This window comes from Cupriavidus necator N-1, from assembly GCF_000219215.1.
In the GTDB taxonomy this organism is placed as follows: Bacteria; Pseudomonadota; Gammaproteobacteria; order Burkholderiales; family Burkholderiaceae; genus Cupriavidus; species Cupriavidus necator.
On the sequence record NC_015726.1, the window covers coordinates 2,103,457 to 2,126,763 of the forward strand.

At 67.1% G+C, this 23,307-nt stretch carries 23 protein-coding genes and 2 tRNA genes; 11 read left to right on the forward strand and 14 right to left on the reverse strand.

The genetic code is table 11. From position 1 onward, the window contains the following. Positions 1–20: 20 nt before the first annotated feature. The 3 genes from CNE_RS09885 to CNE_RS09895 are packed head-to-tail and all read right to left on the reverse strand — an operon-like array spanning position 21 to position 3,923. On the reverse strand, positions 21–1,925 hold the full coding sequence (locus tag CNE_RS09885) for a dipeptide ABC transporter ATP-binding protein (RefSeq protein ID WP_013956999.1): 1,905 nt from the start codon (positions 1,923–1,925) through the stop codon (positions 21–23). Between the two features lie 52 nt (positions 1,926–1,977). Beyond that, the gene (locus tag CNE_RS09890) at positions 1,978–2,952 is read right to left on the reverse strand and encodes an isoaspartyl peptidase/L-asparaginase family protein (RefSeq protein ID WP_013957000.1); all 975 of its coding nucleotides are present in this window, start codon (positions 2,950–2,952) and stop codon (positions 1,978–1,980) included. A gap of 8 nt (positions 2,953–2,960) precedes the next feature. Beyond that, positions 2,961–3,923, reverse strand: coding sequence for a MurR/RpiR family transcriptional regulator (locus tag CNE_RS09895; protein WP_013957001.1), 963 nt, complete (start codon positions 3,921–3,923; stop codon positions 2,961–2,963). Between the two features lie 285 nt (positions 3,924–4,208). Here CNE_RS09895 and CNE_RS09900 point away from each other — a divergent pair, with 285 nt between their 5' ends. Further along, positions 4,209–6,143, forward strand: a complete 1,935-nt coding sequence (locus tag CNE_RS09900) for an ATP-binding cassette domain-containing protein (RefSeq protein ID WP_013957002.1) — start codon at positions 4,209–4,211, stop codon at positions 6,141–6,143. 87 nt (positions 6,144–6,230) lie between these two features. Here the strand turns inward: CNE_RS09900 and CNE_RS09905 are convergent, their stop codons facing one another. The 4 genes from CNE_RS09905 to alr all read right to left on the reverse strand — a co-directional run bounded on the left by CNE_RS09905 (position 6,231) and on the right by alr (position 10,005). Then, positions 6,231–6,716 carry a disulfide bond formation protein B gene (locus CNE_RS09905; RefSeq protein WP_010810635.1) on the reverse strand — a complete coding sequence of 162 codons (486 nt, stop codon included), beginning with the start codon at positions 6,714–6,716 and terminating at the stop codon, positions 6,231–6,233. 144 nt (positions 6,717–6,860) lie between these two features. Then, positions 6,861–7,424 (reverse strand): GNAT family N-acetyltransferase, encoded by a 564-nt coding sequence (locus tag CNE_RS09910; protein WP_013957003.1) that lies wholly within the window; start codon positions 7,422–7,424, stop codon positions 6,861–6,863. Between the two features lie 2 nt (positions 7,425–7,426). Continuing rightward, positions 7,427–8,788, reverse strand: coding sequence for a DNA repair protein RadA (radA, locus tag CNE_RS09915; RefSeq protein WP_013957004.1), 1,362 nt, complete (start codon positions 8,786–8,788; stop codon positions 7,427–7,429). A 95-nt stretch (positions 8,789–8,883) separates the two neighbouring features. Then, entirely contained in the window at positions 8,884–10,005 is a 1,122-nt protein-coding gene (alr, locus tag CNE_RS09920; protein WP_013957005.1) for an alanine racemase, read from the reverse strand. Positions 10,006–10,575: 570 nt separating this feature from the next. On the opposite strand from alr, the gene lplT reads away from it, so the two are divergent. Then, on the forward strand, positions 10,576–11,895 hold the full coding sequence (lplT, locus tag CNE_RS09925) for a lysophospholipid transporter LplT (protein ID WP_041227955.1): 1,320 nt from the start codon (positions 10,576–10,578) through the stop codon (positions 11,893–11,895). Positions 11,896–11,937: 42 nt separating this feature from the next. On the opposite strand, the gene CNE_RS09930 is transcribed toward lplT, so the two are convergent. From CNE_RS09930 to tsaB, 4 genes are read right to left on the reverse strand one after another with little or no spacing between them, the layout of a single operon-like run. Beyond that, positions 11,938–13,077 (reverse strand): DUF1853 family protein, encoded by a 1,140-nt coding sequence (locus CNE_RS09930; protein ID WP_013957007.1) that lies wholly within the window; start codon positions 13,075–13,077, stop codon positions 11,938–11,940. Beyond that, the gene (locus CNE_RS09935) at positions 13,052–13,909 is read right to left on the reverse strand and encodes a uracil-DNA glycosylase (protein ID WP_013957008.1); all 858 of its coding nucleotides are present in this window, start codon (positions 13,907–13,909) and stop codon (positions 13,052–13,054) included. The genes CNE_RS09930 and CNE_RS09935 overlap by 26 nt, the downstream gene beginning before the upstream one ends. Continuing rightward, on the reverse strand, positions 13,906–14,466 hold the full coding sequence (gene rimI, locus CNE_RS09940; RefSeq protein ID WP_013957009.1) for a ribosomal protein S18-alanine N-acetyltransferase: 561 nt from the start codon (positions 14,464–14,466) through the stop codon (positions 13,906–13,908). The genes CNE_RS09935 and rimI overlap by 4 nt, the downstream gene beginning before the upstream one ends. After that, the gene (gene tsaB / locus CNE_RS09945) at positions 14,463–15,221 is read right to left on the reverse strand and encodes a tRNA (adenosine(37)-N6)-threonylcarbamoyltransferase complex dimerization subunit type 1 TsaB (RefSeq protein WP_041227957.1); all 759 of its coding nucleotides are present in this window, start codon (positions 15,219–15,221) and stop codon (positions 14,463–14,465) included. The genes rimI and tsaB overlap by 4 nt, the downstream gene beginning before the upstream one ends. Before the next feature lie 129 nt (positions 15,222–15,350). Between tsaB and CNE_RS09950 the strand changes: the two genes are divergently transcribed. Further along, positions 15,351–15,620, forward strand: a complete 270-nt coding sequence (locus tag CNE_RS09950) for an acyl-CoA-binding protein (protein ID WP_013957011.1) — start codon at positions 15,351–15,353, stop codon at positions 15,618–15,620. Positions 15,621–15,645: 25 nt separating this feature from the next. Here CNE_RS09950 and CNE_RS09955 read toward each other — a convergent pair whose 3' ends face one another. Together CNE_RS09955 and CNE_RS09960 are read right to left on the reverse strand one after the other, a co-directional pair. After that, positions 15,646–17,127: a DHA2 family efflux MFS transporter permease subunit gene (locus tag CNE_RS09955; protein WP_013957012.1), complete on the reverse strand. Its 1,482-nt coding sequence runs from the start codon at positions 17,125–17,127 to the stop codon at positions 15,646–15,648. Beyond that, entirely contained in the window at positions 17,124–17,600 is a 477-nt protein-coding gene (locus CNE_RS09960; RefSeq protein WP_013957013.1) for an SRPBCC family protein, read from the reverse strand. Before CNE_RS09960 ends, CNE_RS09955 begins: the two co-directional genes overlap by 4 nt. A 135-nt stretch (positions 17,601–17,735) precedes the next feature. Between CNE_RS09960 and CNE_RS09965 the strand changes: the two genes are divergently transcribed. The 6 genes from CNE_RS09965 to CNE_RS09990 all read left to right on the forward strand — a co-directional run bounded on the left by CNE_RS09965 (position 17,736) and on the right by CNE_RS09990 (position 20,865). Continuing rightward, a complete protein-coding gene (locus CNE_RS09965) occupies positions 17,736–18,410 on the forward strand; it encodes an SGNH/GDSL hydrolase family protein (protein ID WP_013957014.1) in 675 nt (224 codons plus the stop codon). 117 nt (positions 18,411–18,527) lie between these two features. Further along, complete coding sequence (locus CNE_RS09970; RefSeq protein ID WP_013957015.1) at positions 18,528–18,926, forward strand: VOC family protein; 399 nt, start codon at positions 18,528–18,530, stop codon at positions 18,924–18,926. Positions 18,927–19,087: 161 nt separating this feature from the next. Then, the gene (locus tag CNE_RS09975; protein WP_013957016.1) at positions 19,088–19,336 is read left to right on the forward strand and encodes an AbrB/MazE/SpoVT family DNA-binding domain-containing protein; all 249 of its coding nucleotides are present in this window, start codon (positions 19,088–19,090) and stop codon (positions 19,334–19,336) included. Further along, positions 19,330–19,650 (forward strand): type II toxin-antitoxin system PemK/MazF family toxin, encoded by a 321-nt coding sequence (locus CNE_RS09980; RefSeq protein WP_013957017.1) that lies wholly within the window; start codon positions 19,330–19,332, stop codon positions 19,648–19,650. Before CNE_RS09975 ends, CNE_RS09980 begins: the two co-directional genes overlap by 7 nt. Positions 19,651–19,853: 203 nt before the next feature. Then, a complete protein-coding gene (locus CNE_RS09985; protein ID WP_013957018.1) occupies positions 19,854–20,666 on the forward strand; it encodes a MetQ/NlpA family ABC transporter substrate-binding protein in 813 nt (270 codons plus the stop codon). Positions 20,667–20,778: 112 nt separating this feature from the next. After that, positions 20,779–20,865, forward strand: a tRNA-Leu gene (locus tag CNE_RS09990). A 226-nt stretch (positions 20,866–21,091) separates the two neighbouring features. On the opposite strand, the gene CNE_RS09995 is transcribed toward CNE_RS09990, so the two are convergent. Next, the gene (locus tag CNE_RS09995) at positions 21,092–21,916 is read right to left on the reverse strand and encodes a substrate-binding domain-containing protein (protein ID WP_013957019.1); all 825 of its coding nucleotides are present in this window, start codon (positions 21,914–21,916) and stop codon (positions 21,092–21,094) included. Positions 21,917–22,036: 120 nt separating this feature from the next. Here CNE_RS09995 and CNE_RS10000 point away from each other — a divergent pair, with 120 nt between their 5' ends. After that, the gene (locus tag CNE_RS10000) at positions 22,037–22,942 is read left to right on the forward strand and encodes a LysR family transcriptional regulator (RefSeq protein WP_041228411.1); all 906 of its coding nucleotides are present in this window, start codon (positions 22,037–22,039) and stop codon (positions 22,940–22,942) included. Positions 22,943–23,045: 103 nt separating this feature from the next. After that, positions 23,046–23,132: transfer RNA gene (locus CNE_RS10005), tRNA-Leu, on the forward strand. Positions 23,133–23,307: the final 175 nt, after the last annotated feature.

Consider the following 23,307-nt stretch of genomic DNA (forward strand, 5'->3'; position numbering starts at 1 on the left):
ACTTCTTGACTTCCAGGACTTCAATAAGCGCCGCCGACGGCATGCCGGGCGACATAATGGCCGAGCGACCCGCTGCCGGCGACCTGGACCAGCGGCTGCACCACCGGTTCGTCGCCGACCACGCGGATCGGGCTGGGGATCTCGTCGTTGAGCGGCTCGCGCCGCAGGTGGCGCCGCGCCGGGTCGGCAATCGGCACCGCCGACATCAGCTTCTTCGTGTAGGGGTGCTGGGGGTTTTCGAAGATCGCGCGGCGCGGCCCGATCTCGACGATCTGGCCCAGGTACATCACCGCCACGCGATGGCTCACGCGCTCCACCACCGCCATGTCGTGCGAGATAAACAGGAAGGCGATGCCAAGCTCGCGCTGCAGGTCCAGCATCAGGTTGACGATCTGCGCCTGGATCGACACGTCCAGCGCGGACACCGATTCATCGGCCACCACCACCTTGGGGTTCAGCGCGAGCGCGCGCGCAATGCAGATGCGCTGGCGCTGGCCGCCGGAGAATTCGTGCGGGTAGCGCGCCGCGTGCAAGGGGTCCAGCCCCACCTTGTCGAGCAGCCAGGCCACGCGCTGCTCGGCCTCCTTGCCGCTGGCCACCTTGTGCACCAGCAGCGGCTCCATGATCGAATAGCCGACCGGCACGCGCGGATCGAGCGAGGCGAACGGATCCTGGAAGATGAACTGGATATTGCGGCGCAGGGTCTGCAGCGCCGGCCCTTCCATCTTGCTGATGTTCTGCCCGGCGAACTCGATGGTGCCGCTCTGGCTTTCCACCAGGCGCAGCAGCGAGCGGCCCGTGGTGGACTTGCCGCAGCCGGACTCGCCCACCAGCGCCAGCGTCTCGCCGGGATAGAGGTCGAAGCTGACTTGCTCGACCGCATGCACGCGCCGCGTAACGCGGCCGAACAGGCCGCCGGGCACGTCGAAGCGCGTCACCAGGTCCTGCACGCGCAGGATGGGAGCAACGCCCGGGGTAACGGTGTCCTGCGGCGCGACCGGCTCAGCGTTGGCGCTGTCCAGCTGCAGCAGCGGGAACTTGGCCGGCAGGTCGGTGCCGCTCATGGCGCCAAGGCGCGGCACCGCCGACAGCAGCGCGCGCGTGTACGGATGGGCGGGGGCACGGAACACATCGTCCGAAGTGCCCTCTTCCACCTTCTCGCCGCGGTACATCACCAGCACGCGGTCGGCGACCTCGGCCACCACGCCCATGTCGTGGGTGATGAAGACCACGCCCATGTGCATCTCGGCCTGCAGGCCGCGGATCAGCTGCAGGATCTCGGCCTGGATGGTCACGTCCAGCGCCGTGGTGGGCTCGTCGGCAATCAGCAGCGCCGGCTTGCACGACAGCGCCATGGCGATCATCACGCGCTGGCGCATGCCGCCGGAGAGCTGGTGCGGATAGCGCTCCAGCACGCGGCGCGCCTCGGGGATGCGCACCAGCTCCAGCATGCGCAGAGCTTCAGCGCGCGCCGCGGCGCGGCTCTTGCCCTGGTGCAGCCGGATCGATTCGGCGATCTGCTCGCCCACCGGGAACACCGGGTTGAGCGAGGTCATCGGCTCCTGGAAGATCATCGCCACGTCGGCACCGCGTACGCTGCGCAGCGTGGCGTTATCCGCGCGCGCCAGGTCGAGCACCTCGCCGCCACGCCGGCGCAGCGCCATGCTGCCAGAGACGATCTTGCCGCCGCCATGTTCGACCAGGCGCATCAGCGCCAGCGACGTGACCGACTTGCCCGAGCCCGACTCGCCCACCACCGCCAGCGTCTCGCCGCGGTCGACATGGAAGGACAGGTTGCGCACGGCCTCGACGGTGCGCTCGGACGTAGCAAAGCGCACGGTCAGCCCGTTCACCGAGACGACGCGCTCGGGCGGCAGAGCGGTGCCGGATGCGGAAGCGTGCGATTGCGCAGGGGTAGTGGCCACTGGAACTCCTTGTATTGCTGCTTGATGCTCGGACTTGCAGGTGCGGTGCAGGTCAGCCGTAGATCGACACGTTCACCGCCTCGCCCACCCGGGCGAAACCGCGATACATGCCTTCGGTGTTGAACGGCAGCGTGACGTTGCCGGCGCGGTCCACCGCGATCAGGCCGCCGCGGCCGTTGATGGCGCGCAGTTTTTCCATCACCACGCGCCGGGCCGAATCCTCGAGCGAGAGGCCGGCGTAGCGCATCTGCGCGGACACGTCGTACGCGGCCACGGTGCGGATGAACATTTCGCCGGTGCCGGTCGCCGACACGGCCGCGACGTCATCGGCATAGCAGCCCGCGCCGATCACCGGCGTATCGCCAACGCGGCCCACGCGCTTGTTGGTGACGCCGCCGGTGGAGGTGGCAGCAGCCAGGTTGCCCCGGCTGTCGCATGCGACCGCGCCGACGGTGCCGAACTTGCTGTCGGGATCGATCGGATCGGCCGCGCTGGCCTTGCCCTGCGCGGCCAGCGCGGCGGCGTCGTGGTCCAGCAGCGCCATGCCTGCGGTGCCGCGAGCGCGCTGCCACTGATCGTGGCGAGCCTGCGTGAAGTAATAGTCCGGCGCCACCAGTTCCAGGCCCTGCGCTTCGGCGAATGCCTCGGCGCCGGCGCCGGCAAAGAGCACGTGCTCGCTGTGGTCCAGCACGGCGCGCGCGGCCAGCACCGGGTTGCGCAGGCGCGTGACGCAGGCCACGGCGCCGGCTTCCAGCGTGGCACCGTCCATCACCGCGGCATCAAGCTCATAGGTGCCGGCATGGGTCAGCACGGCGCCCTTGCCGGCGTTGAACAGCGGGCATTCTTCCAGCAGGCGCACCGCCTCGGTGACCGCATCGAGCGCGCTGCCGCCCTCGGCCAGGACGCGCTGGCCGGCTTGCAGCACGTGTTGCAGCGCTTCGATGTATTCGCGTTCGCGGGCGGCGTCCATCGCCGCGCGGGTGATGGTGCCGGCGCCGCCGTGGATGGCAATGACTGCTGGTTGCATGTGGATGCTCAGGACTTGCGGGTGTTGGAGGATCGGCCGCGCTTGGCGCCAGCCGTGAGTTCGGTGGACTGCGGGGTGCCGGGCGCGGCACGGCCGGCGGACTCCGCGGCCGGCGCGCCGTACAGCCACGGCAGCAGGAATTCAGTCATTTCAGCAGCGGCCTTGACCGGGCGCTCGGCCCGGTGCGCCACCGCGCCGCACAGCGCCTCGATCAGCGCCAGCACGGTGGCATCGGAGTTGGCCGAGAGCCGGTTGCCGGCCTGCGCGTAGAGCGCGATATCGGCCAGCGGCGCCAGCGGCGAGGTCGGCCCGTCGGTCAGCGCCAGCACCTGGCCGCCGTGCGACTTGGCCCGCTCGGCCAGTTCGATGGTGTCCGTGACGTAGCGCGGGAAGGCAATCACGATCAGCAGGTCGCTTGGCTGCTGCTTGAACAACTGCCGCGCCGCATGCGAGGCGCCGCCGGCGCCTGCCACCGAGGTCACCATGCGGCAGTGCATTTCCAGTCCGTGCTGCAGCAGGCCCGCCAGGAAACCGCTGGCGCCGAAACCGGCCACGTAGACACGCTGCGCCGCCAGGATCGCCGAGACCGCGCGCTCGCAGGCCTCCGGGTCGATGCCGCGGCGCGTGGCTTCCGCGTTGGCCGCGGCATCTTCCAGCGAGGCGGCGAAGACTTCGGCCGCGGTCGCGGGCCGCTCCAGCTCGCTGCGCAGCCGCTCCACCGGCGCCAGCGTGGCTTCGAAGCCGCGCACCAGCTCGGCCCGGAACTGCGGATAACCGTCGAACCCCAGCGCCCGCGCAAAGCGGTTGGCCGTGGCCACCGACACCTCCACCGCCGCGGCAAATTCGTCGATGCGCATGGTTGCCGCGCGGAACAGATTGGCCAGCACGTATTCCGCCATGCGGCGGTGCGCCGGCGTCAGCGCCGGCAAGCTGCGCGCAATGCGGTCTGAGATCGAATGGCCTTTTGGCATGGTGGAAGCGGTTGGTCTGGACGTCACCGGATGGGCGCCGTTTTCGTGAAAATGAATTTACACGTAACGCACGAACAAGAAAATAGAGTTTTGCGAGACCAAGGGTAATCCCTGAATCGCCGAGGCACGAAGGCACATTGACGGTGCACGTTGCCGAGCTGTTTTGCACCGCCACGGCGTGCGGCGCACCGGAAACGCTACAATGCCGGCCAGCGCACCAGACCCGGCGGTTGCCCGCTTTCTCCGCGCTTTTTCTGTTTTTCACTCAGGCATTTCCCCCCTCTCGTGATCCGAATCGACCAGCTAGTCCTCCAGCGCGGCACCAAGGTGCTGTTCGACCACACCAGCGTGACGCTCAACCCGGGCGAGCGCGTGGGCCTTGTCGGCGCCAACGGCAGCGGCAAGTCGACGCTGTTCGCGCTGCTGCGCGGTGAACTGCATCCGGACGGGGGCGATGTCATCGTGCCGGCGCAGTGGCGCGTCGCGCACGTGGCGCAGGAAACGCCTGCGGTCAGCCGCACCGCCGTGGATTACGTGATCGATGGCGACACCCGTTTGCGCGAGATCGAAGCCGCCATCGCCGCCGCACAGGCCAGCGGCGACGGCAGCGCCGAGGGCGAAGCCCACGCCGCCTTTGCCGACGCCGACGGCTACACCGCCCCGGCGCGCGCCGAAGCCCTGCTGCTGGGCCTGGGCTTCACGCTGGCGCAGGTGTCGCAGCCAGTGGCCTCGTTCTCCGGCGGATGGCGCATGCGCCTGAACCTGGCGCAGGCGCTGATGTGCCCGTCCGACCTGCTCCTGCTCGACGAACCGACCAACCACCTGGACCTGGACGCCATCGTCTGGCTGGAGGACTGGCTGGCGCGCTACCCCGGCACGCTGGTGATGATTTCGCACGACCGCGAATTCCTCGACGCGATCTGCAACGTCACCGTGCATATCGAGAACCAGCAACTGCGCCGCTATGGCGGCAACTACACGCTGTTCGAGACCCTGCGCCTGCAGCAGATGGCGCAGCAGCAGTCCGCCTACGTGCGCCAGCAGAAGGAAATCGCGCACCTGGAATCGTTCATCACGCGCTTCAAGGCCAAGGCGACCAAGGCGCGCCAGGCACAGAGCCGCGTCAAGGCGCTGGAAAAGATGGAGCGGCTGGCGCCGGTGCACGTGGCCGCCGGCTTCGCCTTCGAGTTCCGCGAACCCGACGCCGCGCCCAACCCGATGATGGTGCTCGACGGCGTCGACTGCGGATATGCCGAGGCCGAGCCGCCCGTCACCATCCTGCACAAGCTGGCGCTGTCGATCCAGAACGGCCAGCGCATCGGCCTCTTGGGCGCCAACGGCCAGGGCAAGTCCACGCTGGTCAAGACCCTGGCCGGCACGCAGGACCCGCTCACGGGCAAGCTGCGCCTGGGCAAGGGCCTGCAGATCGGCTACTTCGCCCAGCACCAGCTGGAGACACTGCGCGACCACGACTCGCCGCTGCAGCACCTGGCACGCCTGGCGCCCGACACCCGCGAGCAGGAGCTGCGCGACTTCCTCGGCAGCTTCAACTTCCGCGGCGACATGGCCACCGCGCCGATCGAGCCCTTCTCGGGCGGCGAGAAGGCGCGGCTGGCCCTGGCGCTGATCGTCTGGCAGAAGCCCAACCTGCTGCTGCTGGACGAACCGACCAACCACCTGGACCTCGATACCCGCGAGGCGCTGACCATGGCGCTGGCGCAGTTCGAAGGCACGCTGATCCTGGTCTCGCACGACCGCCACCTGCTGCGCGCCACCGCCGACCAGTTCATGCTGGTGGCCGACGGCACCATCAAGCCGTTCGACGGCGACCTGGACGACTACCGCGACTGGTTGCTGCAACAGGCCGCGGCCAAGCGCAATGCCGCCACCGCCGCGCACCTGGCAGAGAACGCCGGCGATGCCGCGGCGGCGGTCAACCGCAAGGACCAGCGCCGCGCGGAGGCCGACGAGCGCCAGCGGCTGTCAGCACTGCGCAAGCCGTTGACGAAGGAACTGGAAAAGGTGGAAAAGCGCATGGCGGTGCTGCAAACCGCCAAGGAGGAGATCGACCAGTTCATGGCCGATGAAAGCAGCTATGCCGAAGCCAACAAGACGAAGCTGATGGAGATGCTCAAGCGCCAGGGCGAGGTCAATGGCGAGCTGGAGACGCTTGAGGAGAAGTGGCTGGAGTTGCAGGAGCAGATCGAGCAGATTGCGTAATCTGGTTCGAGTCCCCTCCCTCGCACCACCGCAAACAAGAAACGGCGCCAATGGCGCCGTTTCTTATGTCGATGGCTTGCTCCCGACTCAGCGGAAATTCTTCTCGCGCCGGATCAACCCCACCGCCAGTGTCAGCGTCAGGATAAACAGCCAGATCAGCGACCATGCCGGCACCGACAGCCCCAGCACCGGCGGCAGCGGCGCGGTGCACAGGCCATCGGCGTAGAACACCTGAGGCAGCGCCTTGGCAGTCGGCAGCGCGTTGACCCAGTTTTCCAGCGGGTCGATGCCGCAACTGGCCTTGGGATTGAGCAGCAGCGACACGTGGTAGACCGCCACCGCAATGCCGGCGATGCCGGACAGCATGCCCAGGCCCTGCCACAGCGAGCGCGTGTTCTGCGCCACCGCGGCCAGCAGCGAGAAGATGCCGATGCCGATAAAGGCGAAGCGCTGCATCACGCAGAGCGGACAGGGCTGGTAGCCCTTTTCAAACTGCAGGTAGAGCGCAACGCCGACCAGGCCGAAGGAAACGAGGGCGATCAGCAGGAAGTAGGCGCGGGAGTTGGCTTGCATGGTTGGTGATCAGGTGTTCCGATAATCGGTGCCGTCAGTGGATGGCGCGGCATTGCTGCGCATTATTACCTATTTTGCAGCGCCTGCAGTTGACGTCACACGCAGCGCAAGCCCCCTGCCCTGTGGCGGATTGACGCAGGGGTGCTACCCGCCGGCTGCCTGCCACGCCGTGCGCGGCAAACGGTACAGGCAATGGGGCCGCAACGGATGCCCTGGCGGCAATGCGGGATGCTCAAAGCCCACGGCATCCTCGCGCATGCCGAGCCTTTCCATGACCGCCCGCGAGCGGGCATTGGCGAGTGTCGTGAAGGACACGATTTCATCCAGCCCCAGCCGCTCAAAGCCCCAGGCAAGCGCGCCGCGTGCCGCCTCGGTCGCGTAGCCGCTGCCCCAGGCGTGCCGCGCCAAGCGCCAGGCGATCTCCACGCAAGGCGCGAACGGCAGCGCCGCGGTGGGCTCGTGCAGTCCGACAAACCCCAGGAAAACACCGTCCGCCTTGCGCTCCGCTACCCAGACGCCCCATCCCTTCGCTGCGATCAGGCTGCGGCAGTGGTCGGCCATCGCATCGCTTTCAACACGCGTCAGCGGCGCAGGGAAATAGCGCATCACCTGCGCATCGGCATTGAGCGCGGCAAACGGCGCATAGTCCGCCTCGCGCCACTGCCGCAGCCGCAGGCGTTCGGTCTCGAAGGCGATGCCGTCGTCCATACTCAGTCCAGATGGCGCACGCGGTCGATGGCCTGCTCGATGCGTTCCACCGCGATCACTTCGAGCCCGTCGATCTTCTGTTTGGGCGCGTTCGCCTTGGGAATCACGGCGATCGTAAAGCCCAGCTTGGCGGCTTCCTTCAGGCGCTCCTGCCCGCGCGGGCTGGGGCGGATCTCGCCGGCCAGGCCGACTTCGCCGAACACCACCAGGCCGCGCGGCAGCGGCTTGTTGCGCATCGATGAATGGATCGACAGCAGCACCGCGAGGTCGGCGGCGGGCTCGGTGATCTTGACCCCGCCCACCGCGTTCAGGAACACGTCCTGGTCAAAGCAGGCAATGCCCGCGTGCCGGTGCAGCACCGCCAGCAGCAGCGCCAGCCGGTTCTGCTCAAGGCCCACCGCCAGCCGGCGCGGGTTGGGTACATGGGCGGTATCGACCAGCGCCTGGATCTCAACCAGCAGCGGACGCGTGCCCTCCTGCGTCACCAGCACGCACGAGCCCGGCACGGTCTCTTCGTGCTGCGACAGGAACAGCGCCGACGGATTGCTGATGCCGCGCAGGCCGCGCTCGGTCATGGCAAACACGCCCAGCTCATTGACCGCGCCGAAGCGGTTCTTGAAGGCGCGGATCAGCCGGTGCGACGAGTGGGTATCGCCCTCGAAATACAGCACCGTATCGACGATATGCTCCAGCACGCGCGGACCCGCCAGGCTGCCTTCCTTGGTCACATGGCCGACCAGGATGATGGTGATGCCGCTGCTCTTGGCAATGCGCGTCAGCTGCGCCGCGCATTCGCGTACCTGCGCGACCGAGCCCGGTGCGGAGTTCAGCGCCTCGGAGTACAGCGTCTGGATCGAGTCGATCACCGCGACTTCGGGCTTTTCCACTTCCAGCGTGGCCTGGATCTTCTCCAGCTGGATTTCGGCAAGCAACCCCAGCGACGGGCTTTCCACGCCCAGCCGCTGCGCGCGCAGCGCGATCTGCGCACCGGATTCTTCGCCGCTGACATAGAGCACGCGGCGCTGGCCCGCAAGGTTGGCCAGGGCCTGCAGCAGCAGCGTGGACTTGCCGATGCCGGGATCGCCGCCGATCAGCACCACCCCGCCCGACACCAGGCCGCCGCCCAGCACGCGGTCGAATTCATCGATGCCGCTGGAGAAGCGCGGCACGTCAGCGGCATCGATCTCCGACAGCTTGCGCACCGTGGCCGACGCGGCCAGCGGCTGGAAGCGCTTGTTCGCGGCGGACTCGGCCACCGTCTCAACCAGCGTGTTCCACTGCTGGCAATGCGGGCACTGGCCGGCCCAGCGCGGCGTGGTGCCGCCGCATTCAGTACACGTATAGACAGTCTTGGTCTTGGCCAACGGATGTCCTTGCAGGAAAAAACGAGCCGGGCCCACAAGTGGCCCGGCCGGCAGATGGTAAGTGCACGGGCCTGCGCCCGCACCAACGCCCCGGATCAGGCCACGGCAGGCGCGGCGCTGTCCGAAGCCGTGATCGTCGCCACCGAGGTCGGCACGCGCGGCGCGAGCGCGCACATCAGCTCGTAGCCGACCGTGCCGCTGGCCTGCGCCACCTCGTCGATCGGCAGGCCCTGGCCCCACAGCGTGACCGGGCTGCCGACCTTGGCCTTCGGGCACGGGGTGAGGTCCACGCACAGCATGTCCATCGACACGCGCCCGACCAGTTCGGTGCGCACGCCATCGACCAGCACCGGCGCACGTTGCTCGCCCCAGCCCGACGCGTGGCGCGGGTAGCCGTCGGCATAGCCGCACGCCACCACGCCGATGCGCATCGGCCGCTCGGCGGTGAACAAGGAGCCGTAGCCGACGGTATCGCCCGGCTGCAGGTCCTGCACCGAGATCAGTTCGCTGTGCAGCGACATGGCGGGCTGCAGGCCGGTGCCGGCAATATCGGCATCGCGCCCGGTCGGCGAGGCGCCGTACAGGATGATGCCGGGGCGCACCCAGGCGCGGTGCGCCTGCGGGTGCCACAGCACCGCGGCCGAGTTCGACAGGCTGGCCTCGCCCGGCAGGTTGGCCGTGGCGGCATCGAACGCCTCGATTTGGTGGGCGACGCCTCGGGCACTATCCGCATCGGAAAAATGCGTCATATGGACGATACTGCCTACACAGGGCATGGCACGGGCGCGCTCCCAGGCGGGACGGTAATCCGCCGGATGGAAGCCGAGCCGGTTCATGCCGGTGTTGAGCTTGAGCTGGATGGCCAGCGGCCCCTTGGCGCGTGCGCTTTCCAACATGCGCAGCTGCTCGTCGCAATGGATCGCGGTGGTCAGGCGGTATTGTTCGATGACGGCAACATCCTGCGGCTGGAAGAAGCCCTCCAGCAGCAGGATCGGGCCCTGCCAGCCAAGGTCACGCAGCAGCACGGCCTCGTTCAGGTCCAGCAGGCCGAAGCCGTCGGCACCCCGCAGCGCAGCAAAGACGCGGCGGATGCCGTGGCCGTAGGCATTGGCCTTGACCACCGCCCAGATGCGCGAATCCGGCGCCTTGCGGCGGATGATGTCGAGATTGTTGGCCAGGGCGGGTTGATGGATGACAGCGTGGATGGGTCTTGGCATGGGAGTCACATCTCAGGAAGCGGACGAGCAAGCAGGCGGCGCTGGCGGGATGGGCGGCCGGCGCGGGCGCTGGAAGGACGGCTCTGTCTCAGTATCGATGGCGCAAACGTCACCTGTCGGTGTACAGCAGCATGTTGCGGCGACTGGCATGCGGGAATGTGCGGAATTGGCACGCCCTTGTATCCCAGTCACCATATCGGTTCGACCACGCACCAGATCAGGGAAGACCCGGTCGGCTGGTCGCGATCGCAGTCGTTATTTGAACACATTCGGATGCCGTTGCCGGGGGTCATTGGGGAATCGGCACGGCAATCCGCTGTCAAAAAGAGCCCTTGCCGGGGTTCGGGAATGTCATGTTTTCGTGATATAAAGCCGGACGCTCCGGCCATGTTCTAAAAGCGAAGCATTATGTCAATGACTGTCAGGCAAGCCTCAAGACGCCGCAGCGCAGCACCTCAGACACAATTCGACACGGCCGCGGCACAAGGTTCCCTGCAAACCATGGCCTCCCCGGTGGGCGCTAGCCTGCCCAGCCTGAGCGGAGTTCGCGATGGAGAAAAAGTCGACAGCATGAAGAAGGGTTTTTACACCATCATGGCCGCGCAGTTTTTTTCTTCGCTGGCCGACAACGCCTTACTGATCGCCGCGATCGCCCTTCTCACCGAATTGCATTCCCCGCAGTGGATGACCCCGCTGCTCAAGCTGTTCTTCGTTCTTTCCTACGTCGTCCTCGCCGCCTTCGTCGGCGCCTTTGCCGACTCCATGCCCAAGGGGCGGGTGATGCTCATCACCAACGCCATCAAGGTGGTCGGCTGCGCCATCATGATGTTCGGGCTGCACCCGTTGCTGGCGTATGGCGTGGTGGGATTCGGCGCGGCCGCGTACTCGCCGGCCAAGTACGGCATCCTGACCGAACTGCTGCCGCCAGAGAAACTGGTGATGGCCAATGGCTGGATCGAAGGGCTGACGGTGGGTTCGATCATCCTGGGCACCGTGGTGGGTGGCGCGCTGATCTCGGTGCATATCTCCAGCCTCCTGCTGCGCTTTGACGTCCCCCTCATCAACACCGGCATCGACACCCCGGCCGAAGCCGCGATGGTGGTGATCATGCTGTTCTACGTGGTCGCCTCGATCTTCAACCTGTTTATCCCCGATACCGGCGCCCGCTATCCGGCGCAGGAAAAGAACCCGATCAGGCTGATCGCAGAGTTCGGCGACTGCTTCGTGGCGCTGTGGCGCGACAAGCTGGGCCAGATCTCGCTGGCGGTGACCACGCTGTTCTGGGGCGTGGGCGCCACGCTGCAGTTCATCGTGCTGAAGTGGGCCGAGAAGTCGCTGGGACTGAACCTGTCCCAGGGCGCGCTGCTGCAGGCCGTGGTGGCCGTGGGCGTGGCCGTGGGCGCGATCCTGGCCGCGGCGCGCATCCCGCTGCGCAAATCGCTGTCGGTGCTGCCCTTTGGCGTGGCCATGGGCGCCACCGTGATGATCATGGCGTTCTACACCAAGGATGCGATGCCCCATGTCACGCTGGACGTGCTGGGTATGCATATGCCGCTGTACATGGCCATCGCCTATGTGTTCCTGATGGTGGTGGGCGCCATGTCGGGCTACTTCGTGGTGCCGATGAACGCGCTGCTGCAGCACCGCGGGCACGTGCTGCTGTCGGCCGGCCACTCCATCGCGGTGCAGAACTTCAATGAGAACGTCTCGGTGCTGCTGATGCTGTGCCTGTATGCGCTGCTGATCAAGCTGAACGTGCCGATCGGCGTGGTCATCATCGCGCTGGGCCTGTTTATCTGCGTGACCATGGCGCTGGTGCTCAAGCTGCACAAGTACAACGTTCGCACCTTCAACTCGCTGGCGATGATCGGCGAGGACAAGCACCACTAGGGTCTCTCCCGCGTCCATCTGCCTGCAGCCGGCGCGAGTGGCTCAGGCCGTGTCGCCTGGCGCGGCCTGCTGCCCTGGCCTGGACGGCTCCGCCGCCCGTGCCAGCGCACGCTCTTCCCACCCCGGCGGCACCACGAACCCGCGCGAGAATTCGCGCCACCAGCCCGGCGCCTCTGGCCCGGCCGGCTCCAGTTCACACAACATCACCGGCGATTCGCGCCGCCAGCCGTGATCATGGCGCGGGTCCGCAAAGCGCTGCGCCAGCATCGCATGCAGTGCGCCGACATCTTCCGTGCCGGCTTCGGGCACCAGCGCGCCCGATAACCACCCGGTACGCGGCAGGCGGCACCAGCGCAAGCCAGGCCGCGCGGCTGCGCGGGCGGCCCAGCCGTCGAGCGTGGACCACCAGCCGTGCAGATGGTCTGGCGCGATGCCCAGCGCATCCAGCCCCGGCGGCACCCGGCCATCGCGATAGAACAGCCACCCCAGCAGGTAGACCTCGCTGCGGTCCACCGTATGTCCCAGCAGGGCCTGTGCCTCCGCGGTGCAGCCCAGCGGGAGCTGGCGGTGCACGATGTGGCCCAGCTTGTCGCCAAGGCGGTCGACCAGGTTCGGGCCGACGAAATCCTGCGCCCGCGGCACCTGGCTGACGCCAGGCGCCATCAGGTAGAACTTGGCCGCCATCTCCCAGTGGACCACCGCGCCCGACGCCTGCTCGCGCCAGATAAAGTCCAGCTCGCCCAGCGTGCGGATACCCTGTCGCCCTGCGCGCCGCACCGGCACGTTGGCAGCCAGCAGCGACAGCCCCTGCATATGGCGCAGCGCGAAATGCAGCAGCCGCTCGGCATGGCGGCCCAGCCGCAGGCTGCGGCTGGCGGGGTCCTGGTCGGGATCGTCGGCGGAGGGGGCGGCGTGGCCGTCGGCCAGTTCGTCGATGGTGGCGGGCAGCGTGGCGGGGTCCGCGGCTTCCAGCCAGTGCTGCCAGGCGGCCAGTGTGCCGGCAGGCCAGCGTGCCGGGGCCGCGCCTGGCACCGCCGCCAGCAACGGCGGCGAGAGCGTGGTCCAGGCCAGGTCGCGCGTGCGCGCCGACGCGGCGCGGCGCCACAGCGGCGGGCCCGACGGCCTGTTGCCGTCGCCGCCGCGGGTCAGGGAGAGATCAGGCCCCAGTTCCCGCACGGTCATGAACCTCCCTGGCCAGGCACAGGTCTTCCCAGGCGCGCGCCTTGTCGGTCAGGGTGCGCAGCAGGTAAGCCGGATGGTAGGTCACCACCACGGGGATGCCTTCATAGCTATGTACGGTGCCGCGCAGCTTGCCGATCGGCGTGGTGGTGCGCAGCAGCGACTGCGCCGCAAAGCGGCCCAGCACGACGATCACCCTGGGCTTCACCAGCGCGATCTGGCGGCGCAGGAACGGCTCGCACTGCGCCACCTCTTCGGGCTCCGGGTTGCGGTTGCCGGGCGGGCGGCACTTGAGCACGTTGGCGATAAACACATTGCGCCCGCGCGCCAGCCCGAGCGAGCCGAGCATATTGTCGAGCAGCTTGCCGGCCTGGCCGACGAAGGGCTCGCCCTGCAGGTCTTCGTTCTCGCCGGGGGCTTCGCCCACCAGCATCCATTCGGCCTGGCGGTCGCCCACCCCGAATACGGTATTGGTGCGGTTCTGGCACAGGCCGCAGGCGGTGCAGCTTGCCACGGCGGCGTCCAGCGCCGGCCATTCCATGCTGGCGATGGCAGCTTCGCGCCCCGCTTGCGCCGAGCCGGGTTCCGGACCGGCGGGGACCAGGGCAGGCGCAACCGGTGTCCGGGAGACAGGCGGCGCCACCGGCGCCGGCACCGGCATGGCGGGTTCCGCAACCACTGCGGCAAACTCGGCCACAGGCGCCTCGGCAACAGCCATCGCTGCCTGCGCCACGGCCGCCTCCGGCGCGGCGTCTGCCTGCGCATCCGCGCGCTCGCGCGGCACCCATTCGGTCGGGATGCCCAGGACTTCCAGGAACTGTGCGCGGCGGCTCATGCCCTGCCCTCCGTGCCTTCATTGGCGGCGGCCTCCGCCGGCCAGTTGCGGCGCAGCACCAGCGCGTCCTCGCGCTTGCTGCCCAGGGCCGGGTAATAGCCCTTGCGGCGCCCGATCTCGGCAAACCCCGCCGCCTGGTACAGCGCGATCGCCCCGGTATTGGACGGCCGCACTTCCAGCAGCATGGTATGGATGCGGTGCGCGTGCGCGGTGGCCAGCACCACCGCCAGCATCAGCCGCCCCAGCCCCTGGCGCTGGCGCTGCGGCTCGACGGTGATATTGAGCAGGTGCATTTCATCGACCACCGGCATCAGCACGGCGTAGGCCACCAGCGTGCCCACCGGGTCGCGCAGCGTCAGGCCGAGATGCCCGGACTTGACCGAGTTCTCGAAATTGCCGCGGGTCCACGGATGGCTGTAGGCACGCGCCTCGATACCTGCCACGGCCTCCAGGTCGAGCGCGCTCATGCGGCCCAGCGCCCAGCCGACCGGCAGCGCCGGCATGGCGGGCACGGCCGGCCAGTCGTTGCGGTGATCGAGCGGATAGGCTGCACTCACGATGCGCTCCCGGCCTGGGCCGCGGCACGGGCGGCAGCGACGGCTTCGCGTTCGGCGATGGTCTGGGCGACCTTGTCGCGCAGGTAGATCGGCACGGCCTGGTCAGCGTCGATGGCCTCGCCGCGCGCCAGTGCGCGCAGTGCAATCGCGACCATCGGCTGCGCATGGGGCATCGCCTCCGGCAGCACGCGCGCGGCGCGCGCCAGGCCCGCCAGCCGCTCGCCGAAGACGGTGGCTGCGTTGCCGGCCAGCCAGAATTCGCCGTCGGGCAGCGGCACGGTTTCCGGCGCGCTGACCTGCATCGGCGTAACTTCCGCCCATTCCCGCGCGCTGGCATGCCAGCGGAAAGCAGCGGAATAGGCTTCATCCATGCGCGCGTCCAGCGCCACCAGCACCGCGGTATCGTCCGGCAGCGCCGGGGTGGCGGCCCGCGCGCGCTCGGCGCAGGTCATCAGGGTATTGACCGGAACCACCGGCAGCCCGGCGCCGAAGGCCAGCCCCTGTGCCACGCCGCAGGCGGTGCGCAGGCCGGTGAACGAGCCCGGGCCGGCGCCAAAGGCAATCGCAGCACAGTCCGCCAGCGCGATGCCGGCTTCGGCCAGCAGTTCGCCGGCAGCCGGCAGCACGCGTGCCGACGAGCGTGCGCCAGTGTGCTCATGGCGCACCAGGCACTCGACTCCGGCACCCGGCACCGCACGTCCGAGCGCGACCGAGCACCACTCTGTAGAAGTTTCAACAGCAAGAATCCAGGACATGGCGCGATTGTATCCGGTGACGCCCGGAATCGAGGGCTTCTTCGGTTTTATACGGACGGCGCGGCGGCGCCGGGCGGCTATCATCGGCCTGCACTTTCGCAATCCAGACAGCACCTACGGAGGAACCCCATGAGCGACCTGCAGGCACGCTTCGACCAGGCCCAGATCGACGTCAAGCAACTGAGCGAGCGCCCCAGCAACATGTCCCTGCTGCGCCTGTACGCGCTGTTCAAGCAAGGCAGCGAAGGCGATGCCCACGGCGACAAGCCCGGCATGACCGACTTTGTCGGCCGCTACAAGTTTGAAGCCTGGGAAGCCCTGCGCGGCACCGCGCGCGAACAGGCGATGGAGCAGTACATCGCGCTGGTGGGAGAACTGCGCAGCGGCGCAGCCAGCTAAGCCGGCGCAGCCAGGCCCGGCGGCTTCAGGCCGCCGGCACCGGCCGCGGCCGGATCCGCCACGCCGCGAACATCGCGCTGGCGATCACCACGCCCACCGCCAGGAAGGTTTCATCGAAGGCCCGGATGCGCGCCGCCTGCACGGCGGCGTCGCCGGCCTGGCCCAGCACCGCGCCGTGCTCCGCCAGCCGCCATTGCAGCCCCACGCCGGCCAGGCTCACGCCGATAGCGCCGCCCAGCTGGCGCAGGAAGTTGATGCAGCTCGAGCCCTGCGCGATCAGCGTGAAGTCCACCCCCCGCATTGCCCCCAGCGTCAGCGACGGCAGGATGCAGCCCAGCCCGATCCGCCCCAGCACCGCCAGTGCCACCAGCACCAGATAAGGCGTGGCGCGCGAGCCCAGCGCCATCAGCAGGAACGACAGCGACAGCAGCGCCAGCCCGAACGACACCTGGACATGCGGCGCGATCTTGTGGGTGAAGCGCCCCGATACGGCAATCGTCAGCGCCAGCACCACGCCCGCCGGGAACAGCACCAGGCCCGCGCGCGACGGCGTGTATTCCAGCGCCATCTGCATATAGATCGGCAGCAGGTAGGTCGAGCCGAACAGCCCCGCGCCGTAGATAAAGGCCACCACCGCCCCGGCCGCGAACTGCCGGTAGCTGTAGAGCCGCAGGTTCATCAGCGGATGCGCCGCGCGCAGCTGCCATAGCACGAACGCCGCCAGCATCAGCACGCCGAAGCCCGACAGCGCCAGGCCTGCGGGCACGCTGTCGCGCATCTCGACCACGCCGTTGAGCAGGCTGACCGTGGCAATGCCGGCCAGGCCCAGCCCGCGCCAGTCCAGCGGCTGGCGCTCGCCCATCATGATCGAGTCCACCGCCATGAAGCGCCGCGCCATCAGCACGCCAATCAGCGTCAGCGGCACCACCACGAAGAAGATCGAGCGCCAGCCGAAGGCCTCGACCAGGAAACCACCCAGGCTGGGCCCCAGCGCCGGCGCCAGCACCACGCCAAAGCCGAACATGCTGATCGCCTTGCCCTGCTCACGCTCTTCGAAGACGCGCAGGATCAGGATATTGGGCAGCGGCTGCATGATGCCCGCGGCGATGCCTTCGGCCACGCGCATCGCGATCATCACGCCGTAGGTCGGTGAAAAGCCGCCGAAGAACCCGCCCGCGCCCAGCAGCAGCGAGGCCCCCAGGAAGGTGCGGCGCAGCCCGTAGCGATTCAGCAGCCAGGGCGTCAGCAGCATCGACAGCGTCATCGCGATCATGAAGCTGGCCGCCACCCATTGCGCGCGCTCCTGCCCCAGCACGAAGTGCCGGCTCAGGTCCGGAATCGCTACGTTGATGATGGTGGACGAGACGATCGACGAGATCGTGCCCAGCATCAGCGTCACCAGCACCAGCCAGCGCAGCCGCTCGCCGTAGCGCTCACGCAGCGCCAGCCGGGTCGGCAGACCCGGCCGCTGGCCGGAACCCTCCGGCGTGGCGGAGCCCTCGCTCACCCCAGCCGTCCGGTGTCAGCGATCTCGCGGATCTTGCGCACGGTGTCGATATCGGCCTCGTGGTAGGCGGATTTGACGATCTCGGCGTAGCGGTCATCGCCGCTGGCGTCGACCGCCGGCATGGTGGTGTTGTAGACAAAGCGCAGCAGCAGCGCGCCCGGGCCCGGGGTCTCGATCGCCATGGTCAGCGTGCCGCCGGCATGCTCGGCCGTAGCCGCGGTTTCATAGCGCACCTGCCGGCGCGGCTCGAACACCACATGATCCTGGATCGACGCCTCGCCAAAATGCAGCACGCGATCGATCCAGTTGTCGCCGCGGCCGACTACCTCGGCGCGGTCCAGCCCCAGCACGAAGAGTTCGGGCGACTCGGCGCGCAGCACCAGCCCTTGCCACAGCTGGTCAGGCGTCAGCGGATCCAGTTGAGGATTGCCCGGATCGTTGATCTCAACCAAGTGCTCGAAACGCAACTTCATTCTCCCTGTCTGCAATGATTCGATATTATGAAGTCTCCGCGTGTTCGGGAGACCTTTTTGTCTGCGCGGTGCAACATGGCTTGACACGAGCCATTGCCCTTTATCGACCAATATCCACGCCAACTGGAGTCCCGCATGAGCGCTGCGCCGCTGGCCGAAACCGATCCCCTGCAGATCCTTGTCTACGCCGACTCGCTGTCATGGGGCATCGTGCCCGGCACGCGCCGGCGCCTGCCGTTCCCGGTGCGCTGGCCCGGCCGGCTGGAGCTGGGCTTGAACGCCGAAGGCGGCGCCCCGGTGCGCATCATCGAAGACTGCCTGAACGGCCGCCGCACGGTCTGGGACGATCCCTTCAAACCCGGCCGCAACGGCCTGCAGGGGCTGGCGCAGCGCATTGAAATCCACTCGCCGCTGGCACTGGTGGTCCTGATGCTGGGCAACAACGATTTCCAGTCGATGCACCCGCACAACGCCTGGCACGCCGCCCAGGGCATCGCCACTCTGGTGCAGGCCATCCGTAGCGCGCCGATCGAGCCTGGCATGCCGGTGCCGCCGGTGCTGGTCGTCACCCCACCCCCGATCCGCACCCCGCGCGGCCCGCTGGCGCCCAAGTTTGCCGGCGGCGAGCATAAGTGGACGGGCCTGCCGCAAGCCGTGGCCGAGGTCTGCACGCAATTGGGCTGTCCGCTGTTCGACGCCGGCACCGTGATCCAGAGCAGCGAGGTCGACGGCGTGCACCTGGATGCCGACGCGCACCTCGCACTCGGCGACGCGCTGCGCCCGGTCGTGCGGCAGATGCTGCGCGCCTAGCGCGCAGTTCCTGACACCTGCCTGCGGCCGGCTGAAACATCACTCCTGACAGCAGGTGTCAGGAGACCCGGCGCACAATGCGGCCGCTCTCACACGGAACGCCGCCAGGAGGCTGTCATGGAGTTGCTGATCAATATCGATGTCGACGATCTGCCGCGCGGCATCGACTTCTACGCGCAGGGGCTTGGCCTGACGCTGAACCGCAAGCTGTTCGACGGCACCGTCGCCGAAATGCTGGGCGGCAATACTCCGATCTACCTGCTCGCCAAGCCCGCCGGCACCCGCCCCACCACCCGCGCCGACACCCGGCGCGACTACCGCCGCCACTGGACCCCTGTCCACCTCGACTTTGTCGTCGCCAACCTGGAACAGGCCATCGAACGCGCGCTGGAAGCCGGCGCCGAGATCGAGGACTGGCCGCAGGACTTTGACTGGGGGCGGCAGGCAACGCTGTCAGACCCGTTCGGGCATGGCTTGTGTTTTATCGAATGGAAGGGCGCGGGGTACGGGGCGTAGCCGGCTGAGCCCGCCGTACCTGCGACACCAGCGGTTTTCGGACTATTCGCGTATCCGTGGCCTGGCCCAAATGTCACATTTCCATGCGGCATCGGGCTTGCCTGTTTCCCTGACGCTCGCGTTGTAATAACATTGTGCTGACGCGCAATGAGGGGCAAGAAATGAAAGCGACGATCCGCAAGATGGGCAACTCACAAGGTGTCCTGATCCCCAAGGCAATCCTGGCGCAGCTAGGTCTGGAGAATGAAGTGGAAATGGAAATCGTGAATGACGCCCTGGTGCTCCGGCGCCCTAGGCAAGCACCGCGGCAAGGCTGGGCGGAAGCCAGCCAGGCCATCGCCGCGGCCGGTGACGACGCCCTGGTATTGGGCGACTTCCCCAACACCGACGACGCGGAGCTGAAGTGGTAGCGCGCGGCGACGTCTGGCTGGTTGCGCTTGACCCGACCGTCGGCAGCGAGATCGAGAAGACACGCCCCTGCGTCATCCTCTCGCCGCCGGAAATGCACGACTACCTGCGCACCGTCACCGTGGCGCCAATGACCACCGGCAGCAGGCCGGCACCGTTTCGCGTCCCGGTGACCTTCCAGCGCAAGACTGGCCTGATCCTGCTGGACCAGCTCCGGACCGTGGACAAGTCCCGGCTGGTCAGGCGGGCCGGCGGCCTGAGTGACAGGATTGTGGAGGACACCTTGCGGACATTGCGCGAAGTCTTTGCAGACTGAGCCGTGACGCAGAAGCATTTAATGCCGGCAATCTGGCGTCATTTGGATTCATAAGCATATGAAAAGGAAATAGACGCCAGATTCATTCCCGCTGCGCCATCTGGACGCAATTGCGTTAATCTGTGGCCATCGCCCCGGTCAGGCGATCCCTGCCCAGGCGACAGTCTCACTCGCCACATAACCAGAATATCTCCAGAACTCCTATGCGCAGCACGTCTCTCATCAAGCGTCTGGCGGTCGCAGTGTCCGCCCTTGGTTTTATCGCCGCCGGCAGCGCGTCGCCCCAGGAACAGACTATCCGCGTTGGCACCGTCAGCGGCCCGGACGCCGAGGTCTGGCAAGTCGTCCAGAAAGTGGCCAAGCGCAATGGCCTGAACGTCAAGGTCGTGGAGTTCAACGACTACGTGCAGCCCAATGCCGCACTGGATGCCGGCGACCTGGACGCCAACAGCTTCCAGCACCAGCCCTACCTGGACAGCCAGGTGAAGCAGCGCGGCTACAAGATGCAGAGCGTGGGCTACACCTATATCTCGCCGCTGGGTATCTACGCGAAGAACCTGAAGTCGCCGAAGGACCTGCCGCAAGGCGCCAAGGTAGCCGTGCCCAACGACCCGTCCAATGAGAACCGCGCGCTGCTGCTGCTCCAGTCGCAAGGCGTGATCAAGCTGAAGGCAGGCGCCGGCACCAACGGTGTCAACGCCACCCCGCTGGACGTGGCCGAGAACCCGAAGAAGCTGAAGCTCGTGGAACTGGATGCCGCCCAGCTGGCCCGCGCCCTGCCCGATGTCAGCGCCGCCGTGATCAACACCAACTACGCGCTCGCCGCCGGCCTGCAGCCGACCAAGGACGCGCTCGCGCTGGAAGACATCCACAGCCCGTACGCCAACATCATCGTCGTGCGCACGCAGGACAAGGACAAGCCGTGGGTCAAGAAGCTGGTGGCAGCGTACCAGTCTGAAGACGTGCGCCAGTTCATGAAGGCCCAGTACAAGGGCGCGATGGTGCCGTCGTTCTGATTGCACGTGGCACACCGGATCGCCGTAGCGCAGTCCGGCCAGCGATGCCGCGTGTGCCCGCCGGAGGTGCTTGCAAATTTGTGAACCTTCGGTAAAATGCGCCGCTCACCTTGCCCAGGTGGCGGAATTGGTAGACGCACTAGGTTCAGGTCCTAGCGGTGGCAACACTGTGGAGGTTCGAGTCCTCTCCTGGGCACCAATATTTAGAAAGGCTCGCGTAAGCGAGCCTTTCTTCGTTTCAGCCCGGGAAGGGAAGTCCTTGAGGACTTCCCGCGAGGACGAGAAAAGGCAACGCTTGCAAGCGTTGCCCGGGGTCGCGCCTGGGTGATCGAGTCCTCTCCTGGGCACCAAGGTTTCAAAGCGAGAAGCCCGCACGAAAGTGCGGGCTTTTTGTTTTTACAGCCGCCAACGGACATTGAAGCGGTTCAGCGTTTTTGCGGCTGCCCCAGGACCGGGGGCGCCGGCGGCGGCAGCGGCGTGGCAACCGGCTCCAGCCCGGTGGTTCGCACGATCGTGGCTGCCGCCGGGGACGCCAGGAACCGAACAAACCGCGAAGCCGCAGCGCTCTGGTGGCCGGCCACCATCCCGGCGGAGAAGAAGACCCGCTGCTGCAGTTCGGCTGGCAGCGGGCCGACGAAATCCAGCTCCTTGAACGGCAGCAGCTCGCTGACTTGCTGGAAGCCGATTTCCGCATCGCCTCGGGCCACCACGGCGCCGACGCGCTCGCTTTTGATCTTGCGGGCCTTGTCCTTGATCTGGTCCGCGACGCCGAGCCGGTGGAACAATTCACCAGACAGATAAGTCCCACTGGCGCTGGCTGAATACGCAATCGATTTAGCGTTGAGCAAGGTCTGCTTCAGGCCCTCCACGGTGCTGATGTCGGGCTTGGGCGTGCCCTTGCGGACCGACATGCCGATCAGCGACTGCGCCAGGTCCACCCGGCTGCCCGCTGCCACCTTGCCCTCCGCTATCAGCTTGTCGAGACCCGAGTCCGCCAGGATCACCACATCAAAGGTCTCGCCGCGTGCCAGCCGGCTGGGGATGGAATCGGGTGCATTGCCCATCGACGCGCCGTAGGCGGTGATGATCCGGTCCTGCGTGGCGGCTTCATACAGCGGCACCAGTTGCTGGTATGCCGCGGTGAAACCGCCCGAGGTAATCACATGGATATCGTCTGCCCAGGCGGGCGCGGCCAGCCATACCAGGAAAACCAGTGCGGCCTTTCTGGCGGCCAGGGCGGTCAGCTTCATTTTGTCTCCTTGATCTCGTTGCTGGCGCCGCAAGAGCTCCAGTCTTCCTCGTTCTTCTGCATTGCCAGAGTATTCGCGCAACACTATTCTGTGAATTGCAATGTTCTGATGATTTCATGCATGTCACGCATCAATTTCGCACTTGAGGATTTGCAGGCATTTATCGCCACGGCGGAGAAAGGCAGTTTCCGGGTGGCAGCCGAGACTCTGCATATCTCGCAACCAGCGCTGAGCCGCCGGATCGACAAACTTGAAAAGACGCTCGGCTCTCGCCTGCTTGAACGCACCACCCGCCGCGTGGAGATGACACCCGTCGGCAGGCAGTTCCTAGAGGAAGCGCGGGCTGCTCTGGATATTCTCGACAGCGCAGTGTTCCGCCTTGGTGACGAAGCTGCGCTCCGGCGCGGGCTGGTGACGGTGGCGGCGATACCGTCTGCCGCGGCGCATCTGCTGCCCGATGCCATCAGCGTGTTTGCAGCCCGTCATCCTGGCGTGCGCGTGCGCGTGATCGACGAAAGCGCCAACGCGGCGCTGTCCAGCGTGCTGTCGGGCGAATCGGACTTTGGGCTCAACTTCATGGGTTCCCAGGAACCCAATATCGAGTTCCGCCCGATCCGTACCGAGCCCTATCTGCTGGTGTTGCGGCGCGACCATCCCTGGGCCGATCGCAAGTCGGTCGCATGGGCGGACCTGGCGGGGCAGCGCATGGCCGGCGTGTCCAGGCAAAGCGGCAATCGCGCCCTGATCGAGAATGCCATCGCCCATCTTGAACAGCGCCCGACCATCTATTACGAAGCCAACCACGTCGTTGGCGTGCTGGCGCTGGTGGAAGCCCGCCTCGGCATGGCCGTGCTGCCGGGCCTGGCACTGCCACGCGATCATCCCCGCCTGTGCGCCATCCCGCTGACCGAGCCTGCCGTGGACCGTGTTCTGGCGCTGATACGCCGTCGCGACCGAGCGTTGCAGCCTGCGGCCAAGGCGCTGTTTGACATCCTCACTTCTGAGGCTGAAATGTCCGCCGATTGACCAGCAACAGCGGCCCACCGCATCTCAACTGGATTTCTTGCGCCAAAGCCGGCCGAGGGACTTGCAAAATCCGCAGCGCGCTGTAAAATCCGGCGCTCACCTTGCCCAGGTGGCGGAATTGGTAGACGCACTAGGTTCAGGTCCTAGCGGTGGCAACACTGTGGAGGTTCGAGTCCTCTCCTGGGCACCAAGGTTTCAAAGCGAAAAGCCCGCACGAAAGTGCGGGCTTTTTGTTTTGCCTCGACGGACTCGTCATTCATCCGCGCACAGCTTTGCCGCCGTCTGGTCCAGCTGCGCCTTCACCATTGCCAACAGCGAATACACGTTGTGGCAACCCTCCGAACGCTCGCTCTCGATTTCAACCA